Here is a 15,596-nt window from a genome sequence, read left to right as displayed (position 1 = left end):
GGATTCCCATGATTGGAGTCGATAGAAACACCGGGGCAGCGGTCGACGACTGGCTTCAGTTTGTGCAGCGCGCAACCCGCGCACTGACCACCCCGCTGGGCACTCGGCAAAAGCGCCCACTGTATGGATCGCTGGTCCCTGACTTGCTGGGGCAGAACGTCGGCGACGACGTGTTGATCCTTGCGCAGAGCCATGCGGCACAGGCGTTTTACAACAAGGAGAACGGTATCGATGATTTTTCCCCAGAGGTCATTGTCGCCAGTCGTCAAGGTGCGGGGCTGCTGTTGCGTTTCGCCGGCACCTGGAAAAACCGCAAACAGACATTCGAGGTCGTGACATGAGCATGCTGATACCCGGTCAAAACCAGTTGGCTGAGCCGGCGATTGTCACGGTCGAAGCGTTCGAGGCGCTGCTCGCAGAGTTCAAGGCGTTTGTCGTCGACTACGTGGCCGCCCGTTCACCGGAAACTGCCGCCAGGCTGCAAGTCAGCCTCGACAACGAAAGCGAGCTGCTGACCCTGGCCCTTGAGGCCTTTTGTGTGCGGCTGCAAACCCACGAACGCAAATACAACGCTCGCATCAAGCAGATGCTCGCGTGGTGGGCGACCGGCAGCAACCTCGATGCCCGCCTCGCGGACATGGGCCTTGAACGTCAGTTGCTGGACCCGGGAGACCTGGCGGCATTCCCGCCGATCCAACCGACCTACGAAAGCGACGACGACGCCCGGCTGCGTTACTACCTGGCGCCGCATGCGCCAGCAGCGGGTTCGCGGATGCAGTATCGCCGCGAGGTGTTCACCTTGGGCGAACGGCCCGCAGTGAAGGTCGAAACCACGGCCCCGGGTGTGGTGACGGTGACCTACAGCTTTGATCCGGATGGCTACGCGGCGCAGGTCAAGGATGGCAACGGGCGCCGAACAGCGCCTGGCGAGGTGAGGGTCACCGTGTTGTCGCGAGAAGCTGACGGCACGCCGTCTGCGGACCTGCTGGACGGGGTTCGCCGGCACTTTGCCCGCCCTGACGTGAGGCCCGAAACGGATCTCGTCACGGTGCAGGCCGCCGAAATCAAACGCTACAAGATCCGGGTGGTCGCGAAGATTAACGCCGGGCCGGACTCGGGTTTGACCAAGGTAGCCGCTGAGCAGCAGTTGCAGGCGTATGCCGATGCGTGCCACCGGCTGGAGGGGCGGGTCGATCCGAGCTGGATCGATTACACGATACATACCGCCGGTGCGGTACAGCTGGAGATCCTCGAGCCAGTGGAGCCCATCGTGACCACGGCCTTCCAGGCACCGTACTGCACGGGCGTCGAGGTTGAGGTGCTGACGCTATGAGTGATCAAGCTTCTCGTCCGAGCCTGTTGCCGGCGAACAGCTCGCCGCTGGAAAAAGCGCTTGATCTCGGTTTCGGTCAATTGCTCGATCGCATCGCTCTGCCGTTCCCCGAGCTCATGGACCCGGTCAACACGCCGTTGGCGTTCTTGCCGTATCTCGCGGCCGATCGAGGGGTTGCTGAATGGAGCTCCGAGGCTCCCGAGGCAGAAAAGCGTTTAACAGTAGAACTCGCGTGGTCAACCGCTCGGCAAGCCGGTACGCGAAAGGCCCTGGAGAACGCCGCCAAGGGTTTGCAATTAGTGCCCGAGATTCGCGCATGGTACGAGCAGACCCCGCCAGGCCAGCCCTATAGCTTTTCCGTGAGGGCCTTTACCCAGCAGCCCTACAGCGAAGAAATCGACGCGCGTCTCGATCGACGTCTGGCGGACGCAAAGAGTGAGCGCGACACCTTGTCGGTGTCCGTGGGCTTGAGCGCGTTTGGCAACCACGTCATCGGCGCAGCCACCGTGTGCGGTGAGCTGACCACGGTGTATCCGATTGTGATCGAAGGGCTTGAAGCATCGGGTCAGGCCTTTATGGCCGCCGGGCTCTACGCCGTCGAAACATCCACTATTTATCCTCAGGGGTCCTAAATGGCCGACTATTACACCCTGCTCACGAATGCGGGGATCGCCTACGAAACTGCCTGTAAGGCGGCGGGCGTACCGATCAAGCTGTCGCAGATTTCGGTCGGTGACGGCGGTGGCGAGGTTTACAACCCGGCGGCGACCGCTACTGCACTCAAACGTGAAGTGTGGCGCGGGCCGCTCAACGCACTGTTCCAGGACGAGAAAAACCCCAGCTGGTTACTGGCCGAAGTCACCATCCCGCCCGAAGTCGGCGGCTGGTATGTGCGTGAAGCCGGGCTCTGGACCGATACCGGCATTCTGTACGCGATCGTCAAATACCCGGAGTCGTTCAAGCCGGTACTGGCGACGTCGGGATCGGGGAAAGAGTTTTATATTCGTTCGATTTTCGAGACCAGTAATGCCTCGTTGGTGACGTTGCTGATTGACGATACGGTCGTCAGGGCGACGCGGGCCTGGGTGATGGGCTATCTCGCTGACGAGCTGGCCAAGCTCGATGGCAAGCAATCGGTTCGCGTGGTCGCCACGGAAAACATCGTGTTGAGCGGTGCTCAGCAGGTCGATGGCGTCGCCATGGTATCCGGCCAGCGGGTGCTAGTCGCGGGTCAAGCGGCGGCGAAGGACAACGGCATTTATGTGGCGGGCAATGGCGCCTGGGTGCGTGCCGTTGATGCGAACAGTAGCGCGAAGGTAACGCCGGGCCTGACGGTGATGGTCGAGGAGGGCTCTGCGAACGGTGGCTCTCTGTGGCGCCTAGTCACGAGCGGCCCAATAACGCTGGACACTACGGCGCTGAGCTTTGAAATGCTTGCCGGTAGAACGGGCATTCAGGCTGGCTCTTACAAGAGCTTGACGGTCGACAAGTACGGCCGCGTTGTTGGCGGCACAAACCCGGACACGCTCGCCGGGATGGGCATCAAGGACAGCTACACCAAGGCCGAAATCGAGTCGATGATTGCCCAGGCCTCGGCGCTACCGGTCGGCACTATGGTGGCGTTTCCGGTGAACAAGGTTCCGCCCGGGTTTCTGGAGATCGATGGCAGCGTAAAGAGCATTGCGGTCTATCCCGATCTGGCGACGTTCCTGGGCACCTCATCCAACAAAGGCGATGAGGGCGCCGGTAACTTCCGCCTGCCGGAGTCGCGCGGCGAGTACCTGCGTGGCTGGGATCATGGGCGCGGTATTGATGCAGGACGTGGTATCGGCACCTATCAGGGCGCTTCCTACCTCTATGACACATTGGGCCAACTATCTATGCCTAATCGGTTGGCGTCTTCAGTTCAGGACGAGGATCTGGCCGGGCGGATCACTCGAGATCTGACGGTCTGTCAGCCGAGCGTCACGACGAATACTGCGTCCTACGTTGACACCGGCAGGGCCGTACGCACGCGTAACCTCTCGGTGATGTGGTGCATCAAGGCCTGGAACGCACCAATCAATCAGGGAAATATTGATATAGCTGCCCTTGTTGCTTTGGCAGCTCTTGCAACTGAAACCAATCAAGGTACGGCAAAAGTCGCGACTCAGACTCAGGTTAACGAAGGCACAGATGATGCCACGATAGTGACCCCTAAAAAGCTTCGACGAGGGTTTGCAATCAACCTGGCTACTAATGGTTACGTGGCATTGCCGACATGGCTTGGCGGCTTGATTATCCAGTGGGGCAACGTCAACGGGGTTACTTACAACACCGCCAATGGGTTTCTTCAGACACCGGTCACTTGGCCTATTGCATTCCCGACTGCGGTGCTTGCTACGTCCACTAGCATTGTGACCGGGATCGCAGGTAACGCATTTGTGAACACTTCTCTTGAGTTAAGAACCAAAGTGGGTGGCAGCTGGATCTACTCGAGCGGTGTGGTAGGCAATACGCCGATACTTTCATACATCGCAATAGGATATTAACCATGGGCAAGTACCTGTATTCAGCCTCGGCGGGCGGAGTCTACCTGAAGGGGTTCCACGGCGAAATTCCTGCAGATGCATTGCCGATTTCGGATCACGTGTATCTGAGTCTTTTTGCGGAGCCGCTTCAGGCCGGTAAGGTCATAGTGCCCGGCGAGGACGGCTTGCCGCTCGTTGTTGATAGCCCAGGGTTATCGAATGAAGCACTGGCCGCGGCTGAGCGAGCATGGCGCGATGGCCAACTATCGCAAACCGATAGTTTGGTGGCACGGCATCGAGATGAGCAGGAGGATGGGGGTGGAGCAACAACTCTTTCCGCCGAGCAATACACCGAGCTGCAAGCGTTCCGTAGGTCGCTTCGAAACTGGCCAGAAGGTGACGAGTTTCCGCTTGTTGATCACCGTCCTGCGGCCCCGCCTTGGACGACTGCCCAGACCCAATAAACGCCCCGCACTGACGGGGCGTTTTCTTTTCCGCTGCCTATGACGCGGCACATTCCTAACAGCCCCGCTCATGCGGGGCTTTTCGCTTTTGGAGATCCTGAAATGGCAGAACGCCAAACGTACACCGTGCTCCTCCCATTCCCCACCGGTGGTGGCCATTGGTCGAGTGTCGGCCAACAGCTTGAGCTACTCGATGTGGAGGCCAACGCGTTGCGCAGCGCTGGCCGTCTGGAGCTGACCAGCGTCCTCGAGGCCGATGCCACCCCAAACAACCCGGCCCAAACGGCCACCATCAAGAAGGCTGAATAACCATGGCTGAGGTTTTGAACTTCGAGCACAACGGCATCACCGTCAATGCCACCGAATCCCCCGAGGCCATGGGTGGCCTGGGTGACAACGTCATCGGTCTGGTCGGCACGGCGCCGAACGCCAATCCGCTGATCCCGAAAAATACCCCGTTCCGCATCAACAGCTTCACCACCCACGCGCAGCTCGATCCGACCGGCGCCGAGGCGGGCACGCTGTATCAGGCGGTTTACCAGATCCTGAAAGTGGTCAAGGTGCCGGTGTATGTGGTCATCGTCGAAGAGGGCGCGACCCCGGCCGACACCCTGAACAATGTGATCGGTGGCAACGAAGCGCTGACCGGTCGCAAGTTGGGCCTTGCCGCGCTGAGCGGTGTGCCTGAAGACCTGACCATCATCGGTGCTCCGGGCTTTACCGGCACCAAAGCGGTGGCCAGCGAGTTCGCCTCGTTCGGCAAGCGCATCAAGGCCCGTGTGGTGCTCGATGGCAAGGATACTTCGGTCGCCGATCAGGTGACTTACAGCGGCGAACTGGGCGGTGCGGACCTCGGTTTCGACCGTTGCCTCGTCGTACACAACATGCCTGCGGTGTACTCCAAGGCTGCGAAGAAAAACGTGTTCCTGGCGCCGTCGAGCCTGGCCATCGCGGCACTCGCCAAGGTCAAGCAATGGGAAAGCCCGGGCAACCAGGTGACCTACGCCGAGGACGTTTCGCGGACCGTGGAATACAACATCCTCGACACCTCCACCGAGGGCGATCTGCTCAACCGCTACGGCATCAGCTACTACGCACGGACCGTCCTCGGCGGCTTCTCGCTGCTGGGTAACCGCTCGATCACCGGCAAGTTCATCAGCTACGTCGGCCTGGAAGATGCGATCAGCCGCAAGCTGGTCAAGGCCGGCCAGAAGGCCATGGCCAAGAACCTGACCAAGTCGTTCATGGATCAGGAGGTCAAGCGCATCAACGACTGGCTGCAAACCCTGGTCGCCGACGAAACCATCCCCGGCGGCAGCGTGTACCTGCACCCGGAGTTGAACAGCGTCGAGAAGTACAAAAACGGCACTTGGTTCATCGTCATCGACTACGGCCGCTACGCGCCGAACGAACACATGGTTTACCAACTCAACGCCCGCGATGAAATCATCGAGCAGTTCCTGGAGGATGTTCTCTAATGTTTACCAACCGCGTAAGACAGGCCATCGCGGCCACCCTGCAAGGCCTGCCGTTGTCGGCGACCGTGGAGGATTTCACTCCGCCGAAGATCGATTTCGACATGGAGCCTATGACCGGTGGGCGCTTTATCGCCGAGGAAATGGCCAAGAGCGGCAAAGCGCTCAACGCTACGTTGAACCTGCAAGGTACTGGCCCGGAAATCATGTTGGCGCTCGGTGTAAAACTGGGTGAAGACATCCTGTTGAATGTCCGCGAAGCCGGTCAGGATCAGGACGGCAACACCTGGTTCACCTATCACACCGTGGGCGGCAAGCTGAAATCCCTGGGCGAGGCCAAGTTGAAGATGGGCGAAAAATCCATCACAACGCTGGAGCTGTCCTGCCGCACCTACAACCGTCTGGAGAATGGCGTCCCGGTGATCGACATCGACGTGCGCACCCAGAAATTCGTGCTCAATGGCGTCGACATTCTTGGCGATGCCCGCCGCGCCGTGTTGCTGCCTTAAGCGACCGCAACACCTTCCTGTATCGCCGTCTTCACCTGCTGGTTTTCCGGCTTGCTGCGGGCGGCTTTTTTGTATGAGCAAGGAATTCATTTCATGTCCTGGATGCAGCCTAAACATGTCCTGTTGTCGCCGATTACCGGTGACGATCAGTCGCAGATCGAGCAGATCCAACTCAAGCCTCTGTACTACGCCGCGCAGAAAGAGGCGCTGGCTCGCGCCGGTGAGGATGAGGACGATCAGTTCTTCGAACTGGCCAAATTGGCCACCGGCCTGTCAGTCAAGGAACTGGATCAGCTCAAACGCCCGGACTACGTAAGCATTGCGCAGTACGTGCACGAAATGTCGACCCGCCCGGCGTCGTACTTTCTACAGCAGGCTACCGAGGCTGACTCAGCGTCGGATGACGATCCCGATCAGGTACAACTGCTGCAACCGCTCAATGTGGCGGGCCGCAGCATGACTTCGCTGACCCTGGAAATGCCGGTGCTGCGCGCCACCAAAGCGATGAAAAAACTGAAGACGGCCAAAGAACGCGCCGAGTTCATCACCGCTCACTGTACCGGCCTGATGCTTCCCGACCTGGCCTCGCTGACCGTGCCCGACTGGACCCAGTTGCAGGTGCGTATCGACGATTTTTTAAACAAACCGGCGGACTTCTTTCGGAACGCGACATCGAAGTAATCCTCGATGTGGTGCCGCTCATTTACCCGGTAAGTGAGGCGGAAATTCTGGAGTGGAACGCTGGCAAGGCATTGCGCCGCTACGACATCGCGATCACTCGCCTTGGCGTGAAACAGGAGTAGAGCGGGATGGCGGACGATAGATATTCGCTCAAATACGCGGCCCTCGACGACAGTGGGTTGGCGTTCGGTAATACCAGCCTGACTACGGCAGTCACCAGCGTTGCGTCAGCACAAGGTACGGGCACGTCCGCCAGGGATCAGATGTCTGGCCTCGGTCTGGCGCTGGAAAACGTCGGGCTCAAGCTCGGTCTGCTGACGACGGCTATCGAGTCGTTGACCTTGAAACTTTCGTCGCAGCGATTGTTGTCCCAAACGATGGGAGCCGGTGCCAAGAGCGAGCCGGCCAGCGAGCAAAAGAGTGCGGGCAAGCCAGGTAGCAGTATCGAACCGCCGGACCTGCTCAAACCCGCGATAGCGATGGATTCGGCCATGGCCGATCTGAAGCAGGCAGCCCAATTTACCCCGCGCCAGAGCGAAGAGATGGTGCAGTCAACCCAGCACATCGCCAGCGCTCCGCTGGTGGCAGCCGGGGGGACCAAGGCAGTTGATTTGGTGAAGATTGAAAGTCTGGCTGCCAGGGCAGGAATCGTTAGCGATCTGCCCAATGCGTCGGACCGGCAGTTAGAGCTGCAGCGCTTCGCCAGTGACGCCGGCGTCGCCGCGTCGGCGTTCAAAATGCCGGCCATGGATGTCGCCGAGATGATGGTCGGCTGGCGCACCTCCATGAAGCTCAACGGTGCTGAAACCTTTGACTTGGCGGATGCAACCAACCATCTGGGCAAGATACCCAATGGTGCGAAAGCGGCTGATATCGGTGCCGTCTTGCAGCGTGACGGCGCTGCGGCTACGGCGGCAGGCCTGGCCCCTGCGCAGGCCGCAGCGTTGACGGCGGCATTGCTCAATACCGGTACGCAAAAGGCTGAGGCCGGCGTAGCGCTAAAAAGCATCACCACGGTCATGGGCAAGGGTGATCAGGCCTCGGCAACCGAGCAAGCGGCCTGGAAGCAGCTGGGTCTGGAGCCGAAAGCGGTCGCGAGCGGCTTGCGTGACAAGGACGCAGCGCCTGGCACGGTGATGTCGGTGCTTGCCGCCTTGAACGCGCAACCTGCCGAGAACCGCGCGACGCTTGCGTCCACACTATTTGGCGATGGTGATAAGGCAGCGCTGAACATGGCGCAAAACCTTACCGATGTGAATGGCGCCTTCTGGCAGGTAAAAGACAAAGCCCAGTACGCCACGTCGGAGCTGGGTGACAAGGGCTCGGTGAGGCAAGACGCACTTGCACTGTCAAAAACCCGGCAAGGCCAGTGGAACGTCTTGAGTGCAAGCAATGATCGTCTGTCGGTGGCCACGGGTAATGCTCTGGCGCCCGTGACGGATAGTTCGCTCCACTCGCTTGGTTCGCTGGTGGACGGCTTGAGTGAATTGGCTGAAGCCTCCCCGAAAACCACCGCTGCCATTGTGCTGGTTGCAGCGGCGATCAAACCGCTGGTGGGGGCACTGTTCAAAGCCATAACGGATGAGCTGACCAATCGGATGGCCAAGCGAGTCTTGGGTGGGGTGGCCGCACGGCTCCCTGATCGATTGGGTGAGGCGATTTCCGACGATTTCAGAAACAAAGGCCGGACGGACAAACCGAATGCCAGCGAGACAAACAGGAGTCCAGAACCCAGAAATGGTCCGTCTGTACGTGTGAGTTCGCGAGGCTCGCGTGCGAGCACTCCTCGCTGGGGCGGGTTGACTGCCTCAATGCGTTCGATACCCCGCAAGCTTCCCGGTCCATTGAAAGGAGTCGGCGCCGTCGCTGATGTGGCCGAGGGTCTGCTTGTCGGCAACACCCGGATGGTGGGAGCAGGCCTGGGGGCTGCAGGTGGTGGCTGGGCGGGAGCTTCGGCCGGTGCGGCCGCGGGTGCCGCCTTGGGCAGTGTCGTTCCGCTGCTGGGTACCGCCATCGGTGGACTTCTTGGCGGGCTGGTAGGCGGCTGGATGGGCAGTGAGTCAGGTGCCTGGCTGGGTGAAAAACTCGCAGCGCCTGTCGACAAACTCGCCGCTCCGGACCAGGTCAGTAAAGACCTGAGCAACACCCAGACCACCAGTCAGCAAAATGCACTGACCGCGAACATTTATATCAATGGTCAGGATCAAGCCAGCGCCACTCAACTGGCAAACCTGGTGGTGCAGCATATTTCCGGGCAATTCGGACTGATGACAACGACTAATCAACTCGCCGTGCGACGTGACACGGCCCTGACTGACGGGGTGGCTTGATGAGGCAGCAAATGGCACTCGGAAGCTTCATTTTCGGCTTGTCACGCAACTTCGCCTACAGCGGTCTGGTGCGCAAGTCGGACGGCGGCTGGGTGAAGGTGGATATCCTGACCAGCAAGCCCAAGTCCAGCCAGACCGGTCAAGGCCTGCAAAGCCTGACGATAACCGGCAAGGCGATGTACGCGGTGGCCATGGACCGGCTCGATGAATTGCGCGCCTTGCAAGCAATGAGAGTACCGCTGCCGTTGGTCGATGGCATTGGCCGCAACTGGGGTTTATGGCGGATCAATGATGTGACGGAAACCCAAAGCGATGTGATTGATGACGGCACGGCGATGTTGATCAATTGGTCGATTACGTTGGAGGAGTTCGTCAATGCGTAAGGTACGAACGGTAGCCGGTGACTCGGTGAATCTGTTGCTCTACCGCGAGCTTGAACGTTGTGATGATTTGGCCGAAGAGGCGCTGTGGCGCCTCAACCCGACGCTGGCCGAGCAAGCTCCGGTACTGCCAGCAGGCATCTGGGTGGTGCTGCCGGAACTTGAATCCAGACCCGTAGCGACCACGCCGGTAACCGCGTGGGATTAAGGAGGTTACATGGCTCTGGGGTTCACGCCAGCGATAGAAATTTACGGGGCCAACGCGGCCCTGATCAATCAGCGCCTGATCAGTTGGGAACACATCGATGCCGCCGGTATCGAGTCAGATCAACTGACCTTGGTGCTCGATCTGGAGGGCCTTGAAGGACTGCCGAGCCTGGGCGGGAAAGTCGGCTTGCTGGTGGGTTATCTGGAATCCGGACTGGTGGATAAAGGCCAGTTTCTGGTAACCCGACGCACGCCGACTCTGTTCCCGTTTCGCGTGTCTTTGGTGGCTACCGCCGCGCCGTTCAGTGCGGCGGACGAGAGCGGATTTCAGCAGCGCCGCTCGGCCAGTCATGGCCCGACTACCCTCGGCGCATTGTTTCGCGAGCTGACAGCCAGGCACGGCTTTTCGCCGAGGGTGGACCCGGCATTGGCGCTGAAAAAGGTCGAGCACATCGACCAGTCGAATGAAACCGACATGGGTTTCGTCACGCGCTTGGCGACCAAGTACGGCGCCATCGCCAAACCGGTCAATGAGCTGTATGTGCTGGCTCGGCCAGGCCAGGTCAAATCGTTGTCGGGCAAAGTATTGCCGGACGTGAAACTGTCGGTCACCCACAACAATCGTCCCGGCGATCATGCGTTTATCACCGCCACCCTCGATGACTCCGCCCGGGGCAAAAGCCAGGGCTGCAAGATCAGTTGGTGGGACGCCGCAGCCGGTTTGCTACGGGTGGTTGAAACCGGGCTCGCGCCGTTCAAGACCGTGCGCCAGCGCTGCCAAAGTGCGGAAGAAGCGCAGGCGGTCGGCGAAGCCGAAGTGCGCAAAATGGGCCGTGAAAAGCTCAAGGTAAAAATCAGCTGTCCGGGTAATCCTGACTTTTCGGCTGAAGGGCTGGTAGTGCTGGACGACACGTGGCCGGGCTTTATGCGTGGGCGCTGGTCGATCGATAAAGTCACCGCCAGCGGCGATCGCACCAATAGCTATCGCTGCATGATCGAGGCGACTTGCCTTGATCCGAATGCTGACGCCATCGCCTGATCCAGGTTCCCTCCCAAAGGTGTAACCAAGGCGCAGAACCTTGTGAGCGAGTCAGTTCGCGATAGCGACGGCACCTTCATGACCCACCGCCCTCGCCAGCAGTCTCGCTTCCACAGTTCCTGACAGACACCTTTCATAAAACGCTGGAGCGCCCTCATGAAGATCTCTCCGATCCTCACGCAGTTGCGTGAGCAATGCCCAACCCTGGCCAATCGCGTGGCCGCCGGCATCGACCTTGCCACGCTGCAAACCAACACACCGCTGCAAACCCCTTGCGCCTACATCACACCGCTCGCCGATATGGCGAGCAAAAGCGTGGCGCAAAACCTGATGCTGCAACCGATCCGCGACCGTTTCGAAGTGACCCTGGTGCTCGACACCACGGACGCTACAAAAGCGCTGGATCTGTTGCACGACCTGCGCGCCGAACTCTGGCGCGCACTGGTGGGTTTCAAGCCCGGTAGCGGTTACGACGTCATCGCCTACGACGGCGGCGAACTGGTTTCCATCAATGGCAGCCGCGTGCTGTATCGCTTGCGCTTTTTTACCGATTTTCAGCTTGGCCGCAATCTGCCAGGTCAGCCTGCGGAGAGCTGGCACGAGCGTGAACTGGACGGCTTGTCGTCCTTTACCGGGGTGACCGTGCGGGTCGATGCGATCGACCCGGCGGACCCCAACCTGAAACGTCCGGGGCCTGACGGGCGCCTGGAACTGACTTTCTCTGGAGACGTAAAGCAATGAGCAAACGCATCACTGTGCTGCCGGCCGAAGGCCGTGCCGTGCCCGACCCGGAAGCGGGCGATCTGTTGCCTCTCGAAGGCCGTGAAGTGCCGGACAACGCCTGGTGGCGTCGACGTCTGGCCGATGGCGATATCACTACCAAAGCCGTGGAAACGGCACAACCACAGGGAGCCCAATAATGGCGATCGGATTCAGCAACATTCCTGCGGACATTCGTGTTCCGCTGTTCTACGCCGAGATGGACAATTCGGCAGCCAATAGCGCGTCGTCGGCCATGCGTCGGTTAATCGTCGCTCAGGTCAACGACAACGTTGCCAGCGCCGAGGTCGGCAAACTGGTGTTGGTGTCCAGCGTGGCGCTGGCCAAAAGCATCGGCGGCCAAGGCTCGATGCTGGCCTCGATGTATGAAACCTGGCGCAAGACCGACCCGGTCGGCGAAATCTGGTGCCTGCCGGTGCACAACACCGTGGGCAGCATTGCCAAGGGCGTGCTGACCCTGACCGGCACCGCAACGGAAAGCGGTGTGCTCAACCTGTACGTCGGCGGCGTGCGTGTTCAAGCGTCCGTGGTCAACGCTGCAACCGCAGCTCAGGCCGCGACGGCACTGGCCTTGAAAATCAACGCCAGCGCCGATCTGCCGGTTACCGCCGCTGCGGTTGAAGGCGTGATTACCTTGGCCGCCAAATGGACCGGCGATAGCGCCAACGACATCAGCCTGCAGTTCAATCGCCTGGGCAAGAGCAACGGCGAAGACACGCCGGCAGGTCTGACCACCGCCATCACCCCAATGGCCGGTGGTGCTGGCGTGCCGGATCAGGTGGCGGCAGTCGCTGCGCTCGGCGATGAGCCGTTCGAATTCATCTGCATGCCGTGGACTGACACCGCGACCCTCAATACCTGGCAAGCCGTCATGGATGACAGCGTCGGTCGTTGGTCGTGGGCCAAGCAATTGTTCGGTCACGTCTACACCGCCAAACGCGGCACCGTTGGCACCCTGGTCGCCGCCGGTCAAACCCGTAACGACCAGCACATGACCATTCAGGCGCTGGAGTTGGGTGTCCCTCAACCGTTCTGGGTTCAGGCTGCCGCACTGGCTGCGCGCACTTCGGTGTTCATCTCTGCCGACGCCAGTCGTCCGACCCAAAGCGGCAGCCTGCCGGGCGTCGAACCGGCTCCGGCCAGTGAGCGTTTCACCCTGACCGAGCGCCAATCGCTGCTCAACTACGGCATCGCTACCGCGTACTACGAAGGCGGCTACGTGCGCATTCAGCGGGCGATCACCACCTATCAGAAAAACGCTTACGGCCAGGCAGACAACTCCTACCTGGACAGCGAAACCATGCACCAGTCGGCGTTCATCGTGCGTCGTCTGCAAAGCGTGATCACCAGCAAGTATGGCCGTCACAAACTGGCCGCCGACGGTACCCGTTTCGGTGCCGGCCAGCCGATCGTGACCCCGAGCACCATTCGCGGCGAATTGATCGCCCAGTACGCCAAGCTCGAACTGGAAGGCCACGTGGAGAACGCCGAGCTGTTCGCCGAGCACCTGATCGTCGAGCGCGACAGCCAGGACCCGAGCCGGGTCAACGTGCTGTTCCCGCCGGATTACATCAACGGCCTGCGTGTGTTCGCACTGCTCAACCAATTCCGTCTGCAGTACGACAACGCCGCTTGAATGCCGCGTTTCGCTGTATGAGTTCAGCCCACCTCGCGTGGGCTTTTTATTGAAGGGAGAAACACCATGGGTCAACTGATTGCGGGCACCTGCTACGTCAAAGTGGACGGCGCTCAACTGACCATCAACGGTGGCTGCGAAGCGCCGCTGATGTCCACCAAACGCGAAACACTGGTGCCGGGTTTCTACAAGGAAACCGACATCACTCCATCGTTCAAGGTCACGGCGCTGCACACCCCGGACTTCCCGCTCAAGCAGCTGATTGCCGGCACCGACATGACCGTCACCTGCGAATTCAGCAACGGCAAAGTCTTCGTGCTGGCCGGGGCCTACCTGATCGATGCGCCGATTTCCAAGGGCGATGACGCGTCTATCGCGTTGGTCTTCGAGGGTGTGAAGGGGACTTGGCAATGACTCAAGCCGTGAAGCTGCAAGTGGCCATTGAGGCCCACGGCGAACCGCTGACCGAACTGACCCTGCGCCGTCCGACGGTGCAGGAAGTGCGGGCGATCAAGGCGCTGCCGTACAAGATCGACAAGAGCGAAGAAGTCAGCCTGGACATGGACGTCGCGGCCAAATACATCGCGGTCTGCGCCGGCATCCCGCCGTCGTCGGTCAACCAGTTGGACCTGGCTGACCTCAACGCGCTGAGCTGGGCTGTCGCGAGTTTTTTCATGAGTGCGGCATCGGCGCCATCACCGACCTGATCGCTGTCGCCTATGACCTGGCCTGGTTCTGGAAGGTTGACCCCGAACAGATGATGGCCAGGCCACTGGACGTGCTCCGCGAATCTCTGGAGCACGCGCAACGGATCAATGCGATGCAGCAGGTGCAGTGATGGCAGAGACAGAAAAGATTGAGAAAAAAGCGGTCTTGCTGACAGGCATCGATGAACTGTCACCCAAGCTCAAGGACCTTCGGGCGAAAGTCGACGGCTTCAAAACCAACCTTGAGCAGGCCGGCATGGGCAAGCTGGACATCAGCGGGTTGTTCAAGGGCGGTAGCGTGGTCACGCCCTTCGTCGAAGGCATCAAGTCGGCGGCAGCGTTCCAGGGCAAATTGGCAGAAGTCAGTGAGTCGGCAAAAGGCGTTGATGTACCGAGCGTACCCGAAAGCGCTGCGCAAAACCTGAACGTTTTCAGCACTTCGATGGATAAGGTGTCAGTCGCGGTTGATGCGGCATTGCTGCCGGCAGTCAGCGCGGTGGTGGTCGGTCTTGAACCGTTGCTCAATGGCGTCGGGACCTTGCTCAACGACAACCCGGAGCTGGTCCAGGGCATTGCCGCGGGCGCTATTGCGTTCTCGGCGATTCAAACCGCGGTCACCGCCACCACGCAAGCGCTTGACCTGATGAGCACGGTGCTCAAGACCAGTCCGCTGATGCTGATAGCCATGGGCATTGCGTTGGTGGCCGGGGTGATCGTTGCAAACTGGAAACCGATCTCGGCGTTTTTCGCCGGGCTCTGGCAAGAGATTGCGCCGGTTGTCATGCCGATGGTCGAGTTCTTCAAGACGATGTTCGCCTTCACGCCGCTGGGGATGATCATCAACCACTGGGGGCCGATCAGTCAGGTATTCGCCGCGCTCTGGGACGTGATCAAAGCGGCGGCTTCGCTGCTGTTCGACGCGTTCAAGGTGATCTTCAGCTGGACGCCATTGGGGATGATCATCGCCAACTGGCGTCCGGTCAGCAGCTTCTTCAGTTCGCTTTGGCAAGGGGTCAAAGCCGTTGCTGTGCCGGTTATCGACTTCTTCAAGACGCTGTTTTCCTGGACTCCGTTGGGGATGATCGTCAGCAACTGGCAACCGCTGGTTGGATTGTTTTCAGCGATCTGGGATTTGCTTCGGGCACTGTCCGTGCCCGTGGCGAGCTTCCTTAAAAGCCTGTTCGACTGGTCGCCGATGGCGCTGGTCAGCGCAGTCTGGGACCCGTTGAGCAATTACTTCTCGGGGTTGTGGCAAACCCTGGAGGTGATGGCACAACCGGTGGCGGACTTCTTTAAAAGCCTGTTCGACTGGTCGCCGATGGCGCAGCTCCGCGCAGTCTGGGACCCGTTGAGCAATTACTTCTCGGGGTTGTGGCAAACCCTGGAGGTGATGGCACAACCGGTGGCGGACTTCTTTAAAAGCCTGTTCGACTGGTCGCCGATGGCGCAGCTCCGCGCAGTCTGGGACCCGTTGAGCAATTACTTCTCGGGGTTGTGGCAAACCCTGGAGGTGATGGCACAACCGGTGGCGGACTTCTTTAAAAG

Annotated in this window: 18 protein-coding genes and 1 pseudogene; all 19 read left to right on the top strand. The window is 60.1% G+C overall.

The annotated features are described in order from the left end of the window. The first annotated feature begins 8 nt into the window (after positions 1–8). On the top strand, positions 9–341 hold the full coding sequence (locus tag FPT12_RS16290) for a phage baseplate protein (protein ID WP_145017447.1): 333 nt from the start codon (positions 9–11) through the stop codon (positions 339–341). Beyond that, positions 338–1,333 (top strand): baseplate J/gp47 family protein, encoded by a 996-nt coding sequence (locus FPT12_RS16285; RefSeq protein ID WP_145017445.1) that lies wholly within the window; start codon positions 338–340, stop codon positions 1,331–1,333. Before FPT12_RS16290 ends, FPT12_RS16285 begins: the two co-directional genes overlap by 4 nt. Further along, positions 1,330–1,965 carry a phage tail protein I gene (locus FPT12_RS16280; protein WP_145017443.1) on the top strand — a complete coding sequence of 212 codons (636 nt, stop codon included), beginning with the start codon at positions 1,330–1,332 and terminating at the stop codon, positions 1,963–1,965. The genes FPT12_RS16285 and FPT12_RS16280 overlap by 4 nt, the downstream gene beginning before the upstream one ends. Next, complete coding sequence (locus FPT12_RS16275; protein WP_145017441.1) at positions 1,966–3,864, top strand: phage tail protein; 1,899 nt, start codon at positions 1,966–1,968, stop codon at positions 3,862–3,864. A 2-nt stretch (positions 3,865–3,866) separates the two neighbouring features. Continuing rightward, the gene (locus tag FPT12_RS16270; protein WP_145017439.1) at positions 3,867–4,307 is read left to right on the top strand and encodes a phage tail assembly chaperone; all 441 of its coding nucleotides are present in this window, start codon (positions 3,867–3,869) and stop codon (positions 4,305–4,307) included. A 102-nt stretch (positions 4,308–4,409) separates the two neighbouring features. Next, positions 4,410–4,616 carry a hypothetical protein gene (locus FPT12_RS16265; protein ID WP_145017437.1) on the top strand — a complete coding sequence of 69 codons (207 nt, stop codon included), beginning with the start codon at positions 4,410–4,412 and terminating at the stop codon, positions 4,614–4,616. 2 nt (positions 4,617–4,618) lie between these two features. Further along, positions 4,619–5,785: a phage tail protein gene (locus tag FPT12_RS16260; RefSeq protein ID WP_145017435.1), complete on the top strand. Its 1,167-nt coding sequence runs from the start codon at positions 4,619–4,621 to the stop codon at positions 5,783–5,785. Then, complete coding sequence (locus tag FPT12_RS16255) at positions 5,785–6,291, top strand: phage major tail tube protein (RefSeq protein WP_145017433.1); 507 nt, start codon at positions 5,785–5,787, stop codon at positions 6,289–6,291. Before FPT12_RS16260 ends, FPT12_RS16255 begins: the two co-directional genes overlap by 1 nt. Positions 6,292–6,384: 93 nt before the next feature. Then, entirely contained in the window at positions 6,385–6,972 is a 588-nt protein-coding gene (locus FPT12_RS16250) for a phage tail assembly protein (protein WP_145017431.1), read from the top strand. Positions 6,973–7,100: 128 nt separating this feature from the next. After that, a complete protein-coding gene (locus FPT12_RS16245) occupies positions 7,101–9,302 on the top strand; it encodes a phage tail tape measure protein (RefSeq protein ID WP_145017429.1) in 2,202 nt (733 codons plus the stop codon). Further along, positions 9,302–9,685, top strand: a complete 384-nt coding sequence (locus FPT12_RS16240; RefSeq protein ID WP_054595947.1) for a phage tail protein — start codon at positions 9,302–9,304, stop codon at positions 9,683–9,685. The genes FPT12_RS16245 and FPT12_RS16240 overlap by 1 nt, the downstream gene beginning before the upstream one ends. Continuing rightward, entirely contained in the window at positions 9,678–9,890 is a 213-nt protein-coding gene (locus FPT12_RS16235) for a tail protein X (RefSeq protein ID WP_054595948.1), read from the top strand. Before FPT12_RS16240 ends, FPT12_RS16235 begins: the two co-directional genes overlap by 8 nt. A 9-nt stretch (positions 9,891–9,899) precedes the next feature. Then, positions 9,900–10,928 carry a phage late control D family protein gene (locus FPT12_RS16230; protein ID WP_145017427.1) on the top strand — a complete coding sequence of 343 codons (1,029 nt, stop codon included), beginning with the start codon at positions 9,900–9,902 and terminating at the stop codon, positions 10,926–10,928. A gap of 156 nt (positions 10,929–11,084) precedes the next feature. After that, the gene (locus FPT12_RS16225; protein ID WP_145017425.1) at positions 11,085–11,669 is read left to right on the top strand and encodes a hypothetical protein; all 585 of its coding nucleotides are present in this window, start codon (positions 11,085–11,087) and stop codon (positions 11,667–11,669) included. Further along, positions 11,666–11,848: a DUF2635 domain-containing protein gene (locus FPT12_RS16220; protein ID WP_145017423.1), complete on the top strand. Its 183-nt coding sequence runs from the start codon at positions 11,666–11,668 to the stop codon at positions 11,846–11,848. The genes FPT12_RS16225 and FPT12_RS16220 overlap by 4 nt, the downstream gene beginning before the upstream one ends. Next, the gene (locus FPT12_RS16215) at positions 11,848–13,344 is read left to right on the top strand and encodes a phage tail sheath subtilisin-like domain-containing protein (RefSeq protein ID WP_145017421.1); all 1,497 of its coding nucleotides are present in this window, start codon (positions 11,848–11,850) and stop codon (positions 13,342–13,344) included. The genes FPT12_RS16220 and FPT12_RS16215 overlap by 1 nt, the downstream gene beginning before the upstream one ends. A gap of 66 nt (positions 13,345–13,410) precedes the next feature. Beyond that, positions 13,411–13,758 (top strand): phage tail tube protein, encoded by a 348-nt coding sequence (locus tag FPT12_RS16210; RefSeq protein WP_123428419.1) that lies wholly within the window; start codon positions 13,411–13,413, stop codon positions 13,756–13,758. Further along, on the top strand, positions 13,755–14,051 hold the full coding sequence (locus tag FPT12_RS16205) for a phage tail assembly protein (RefSeq protein WP_054595954.1): 297 nt from the start codon (positions 13,755–13,757) through the stop codon (positions 14,049–14,051). The genes FPT12_RS16210 and FPT12_RS16205 overlap by 4 nt, the downstream gene beginning before the upstream one ends. A gap of 130 nt (positions 14,052–14,181) precedes the next feature. After that, a pseudogene (locus FPT12_RS28010) lies at positions 14,182–15,596 on the top strand (phage tail protein); the annotation flags it as partial.

The sequence above is a fragment of the Pseudomonas sp. H3(2019) genome, assembly GCF_007713465.1.
Classification (GTDB): Bacteria; Pseudomonadota; Gammaproteobacteria; order Pseudomonadales; family Pseudomonadaceae; genus Aquipseudomonas.
Note: the sequence above shows the minus strand (reverse complement) of the source record. Positions and strands in the feature narration are given on the sequence as shown.

Bases quoted from the DNA above. Each gene is read 5' to 3' on its own strand.
- FPT12_RS16260 (WP_145017435.1), top strand. From the start codon at position 4,619: ATGGCTGAGGTTTTGAACTTCGAGCACAACGGCATCACCGTCAATGCC.
- FPT12_RS16290 (WP_145017447.1), top strand. From the start codon at position 9: ATGATTGGAGTCGATAGAAACACCGGGGCAGCGGTCGACGACTGGCTT.
- FPT12_RS16250 (WP_145017431.1), top strand. From the start codon at position 6,385: ATGTCCTGGATGCAGCCTAAACATGTCCTGTTGTCGCCGATTACCGGT.
- FPT12_RS16225 (WP_145017425.1), top strand. From the start codon at position 11,085: ATGAAGATCTCTCCGATCCTCACGCAGTTGCGTGAGCAATGCCCAACC.
- FPT12_RS16215 (WP_145017421.1), top strand. From the start codon at position 11,848: ATGGCGATCGGATTCAGCAACATTCCTGCGGACATTCGTGTTCCGCTG.
- FPT12_RS16240 (WP_054595947.1), top strand. From the start codon at position 9,302: ATGAGGCAGCAAATGGCACTCGGAAGCTTCATTTTCGGCTTGTCACGC.
- FPT12_RS16245 (WP_145017429.1), top strand. From the start codon at position 7,101: ATGGCGGACGATAGATATTCGCTCAAATACGCGGCCCTCGACGACAGT.
- FPT12_RS16235 (WP_054595948.1), top strand. From the start codon at position 9,678: ATGCGTAAGGTACGAACGGTAGCCGGTGACTCGGTGAATCTGTTGCTC.
- FPT12_RS16275 (WP_145017441.1), top strand. From the start codon at position 1,966: ATGGCCGACTATTACACCCTGCTCACGAATGCGGGGATCGCCTACGAA.
- FPT12_RS16220 (WP_145017423.1), top strand. From the start codon at position 11,666: ATGAGCAAACGCATCACTGTGCTGCCGGCCGAAGGCCGTGCCGTGCCC.
- FPT12_RS16270 (WP_145017439.1), top strand. From the start codon at position 3,867: ATGGGCAAGTACCTGTATTCAGCCTCGGCGGGCGGAGTCTACCTGAAG.
- FPT12_RS16280 (WP_145017443.1), top strand. From the start codon at position 1,330: ATGAGTGATCAAGCTTCTCGTCCGAGCCTGTTGCCGGCGAACAGCTCG.
- FPT12_RS16205 (WP_054595954.1), top strand. From the start codon at position 13,755: ATGACTCAAGCCGTGAAGCTGCAAGTGGCCATTGAGGCCCACGGCGAA.
- FPT12_RS16210 (WP_123428419.1), top strand. From the start codon at position 13,411: ATGGGTCAACTGATTGCGGGCACCTGCTACGTCAAAGTGGACGGCGCT.
- FPT12_RS16230 (WP_145017427.1), top strand. From the start codon at position 9,900: ATGGCTCTGGGGTTCACGCCAGCGATAGAAATTTACGGGGCCAACGCG.
- FPT12_RS16255 (WP_145017433.1), top strand. From the start codon at position 5,785: ATGTTTACCAACCGCGTAAGACAGGCCATCGCGGCCACCCTGCAAGGC.
- FPT12_RS16265 (WP_145017437.1), top strand. From the start codon at position 4,410: ATGGCAGAACGCCAAACGTACACCGTGCTCCTCCCATTCCCCACCGGT.
- FPT12_RS16285 (WP_145017445.1), top strand. From the start codon at position 338: ATGAGCATGCTGATACCCGGTCAAAACCAGTTGGCTGAGCCGGCGATT.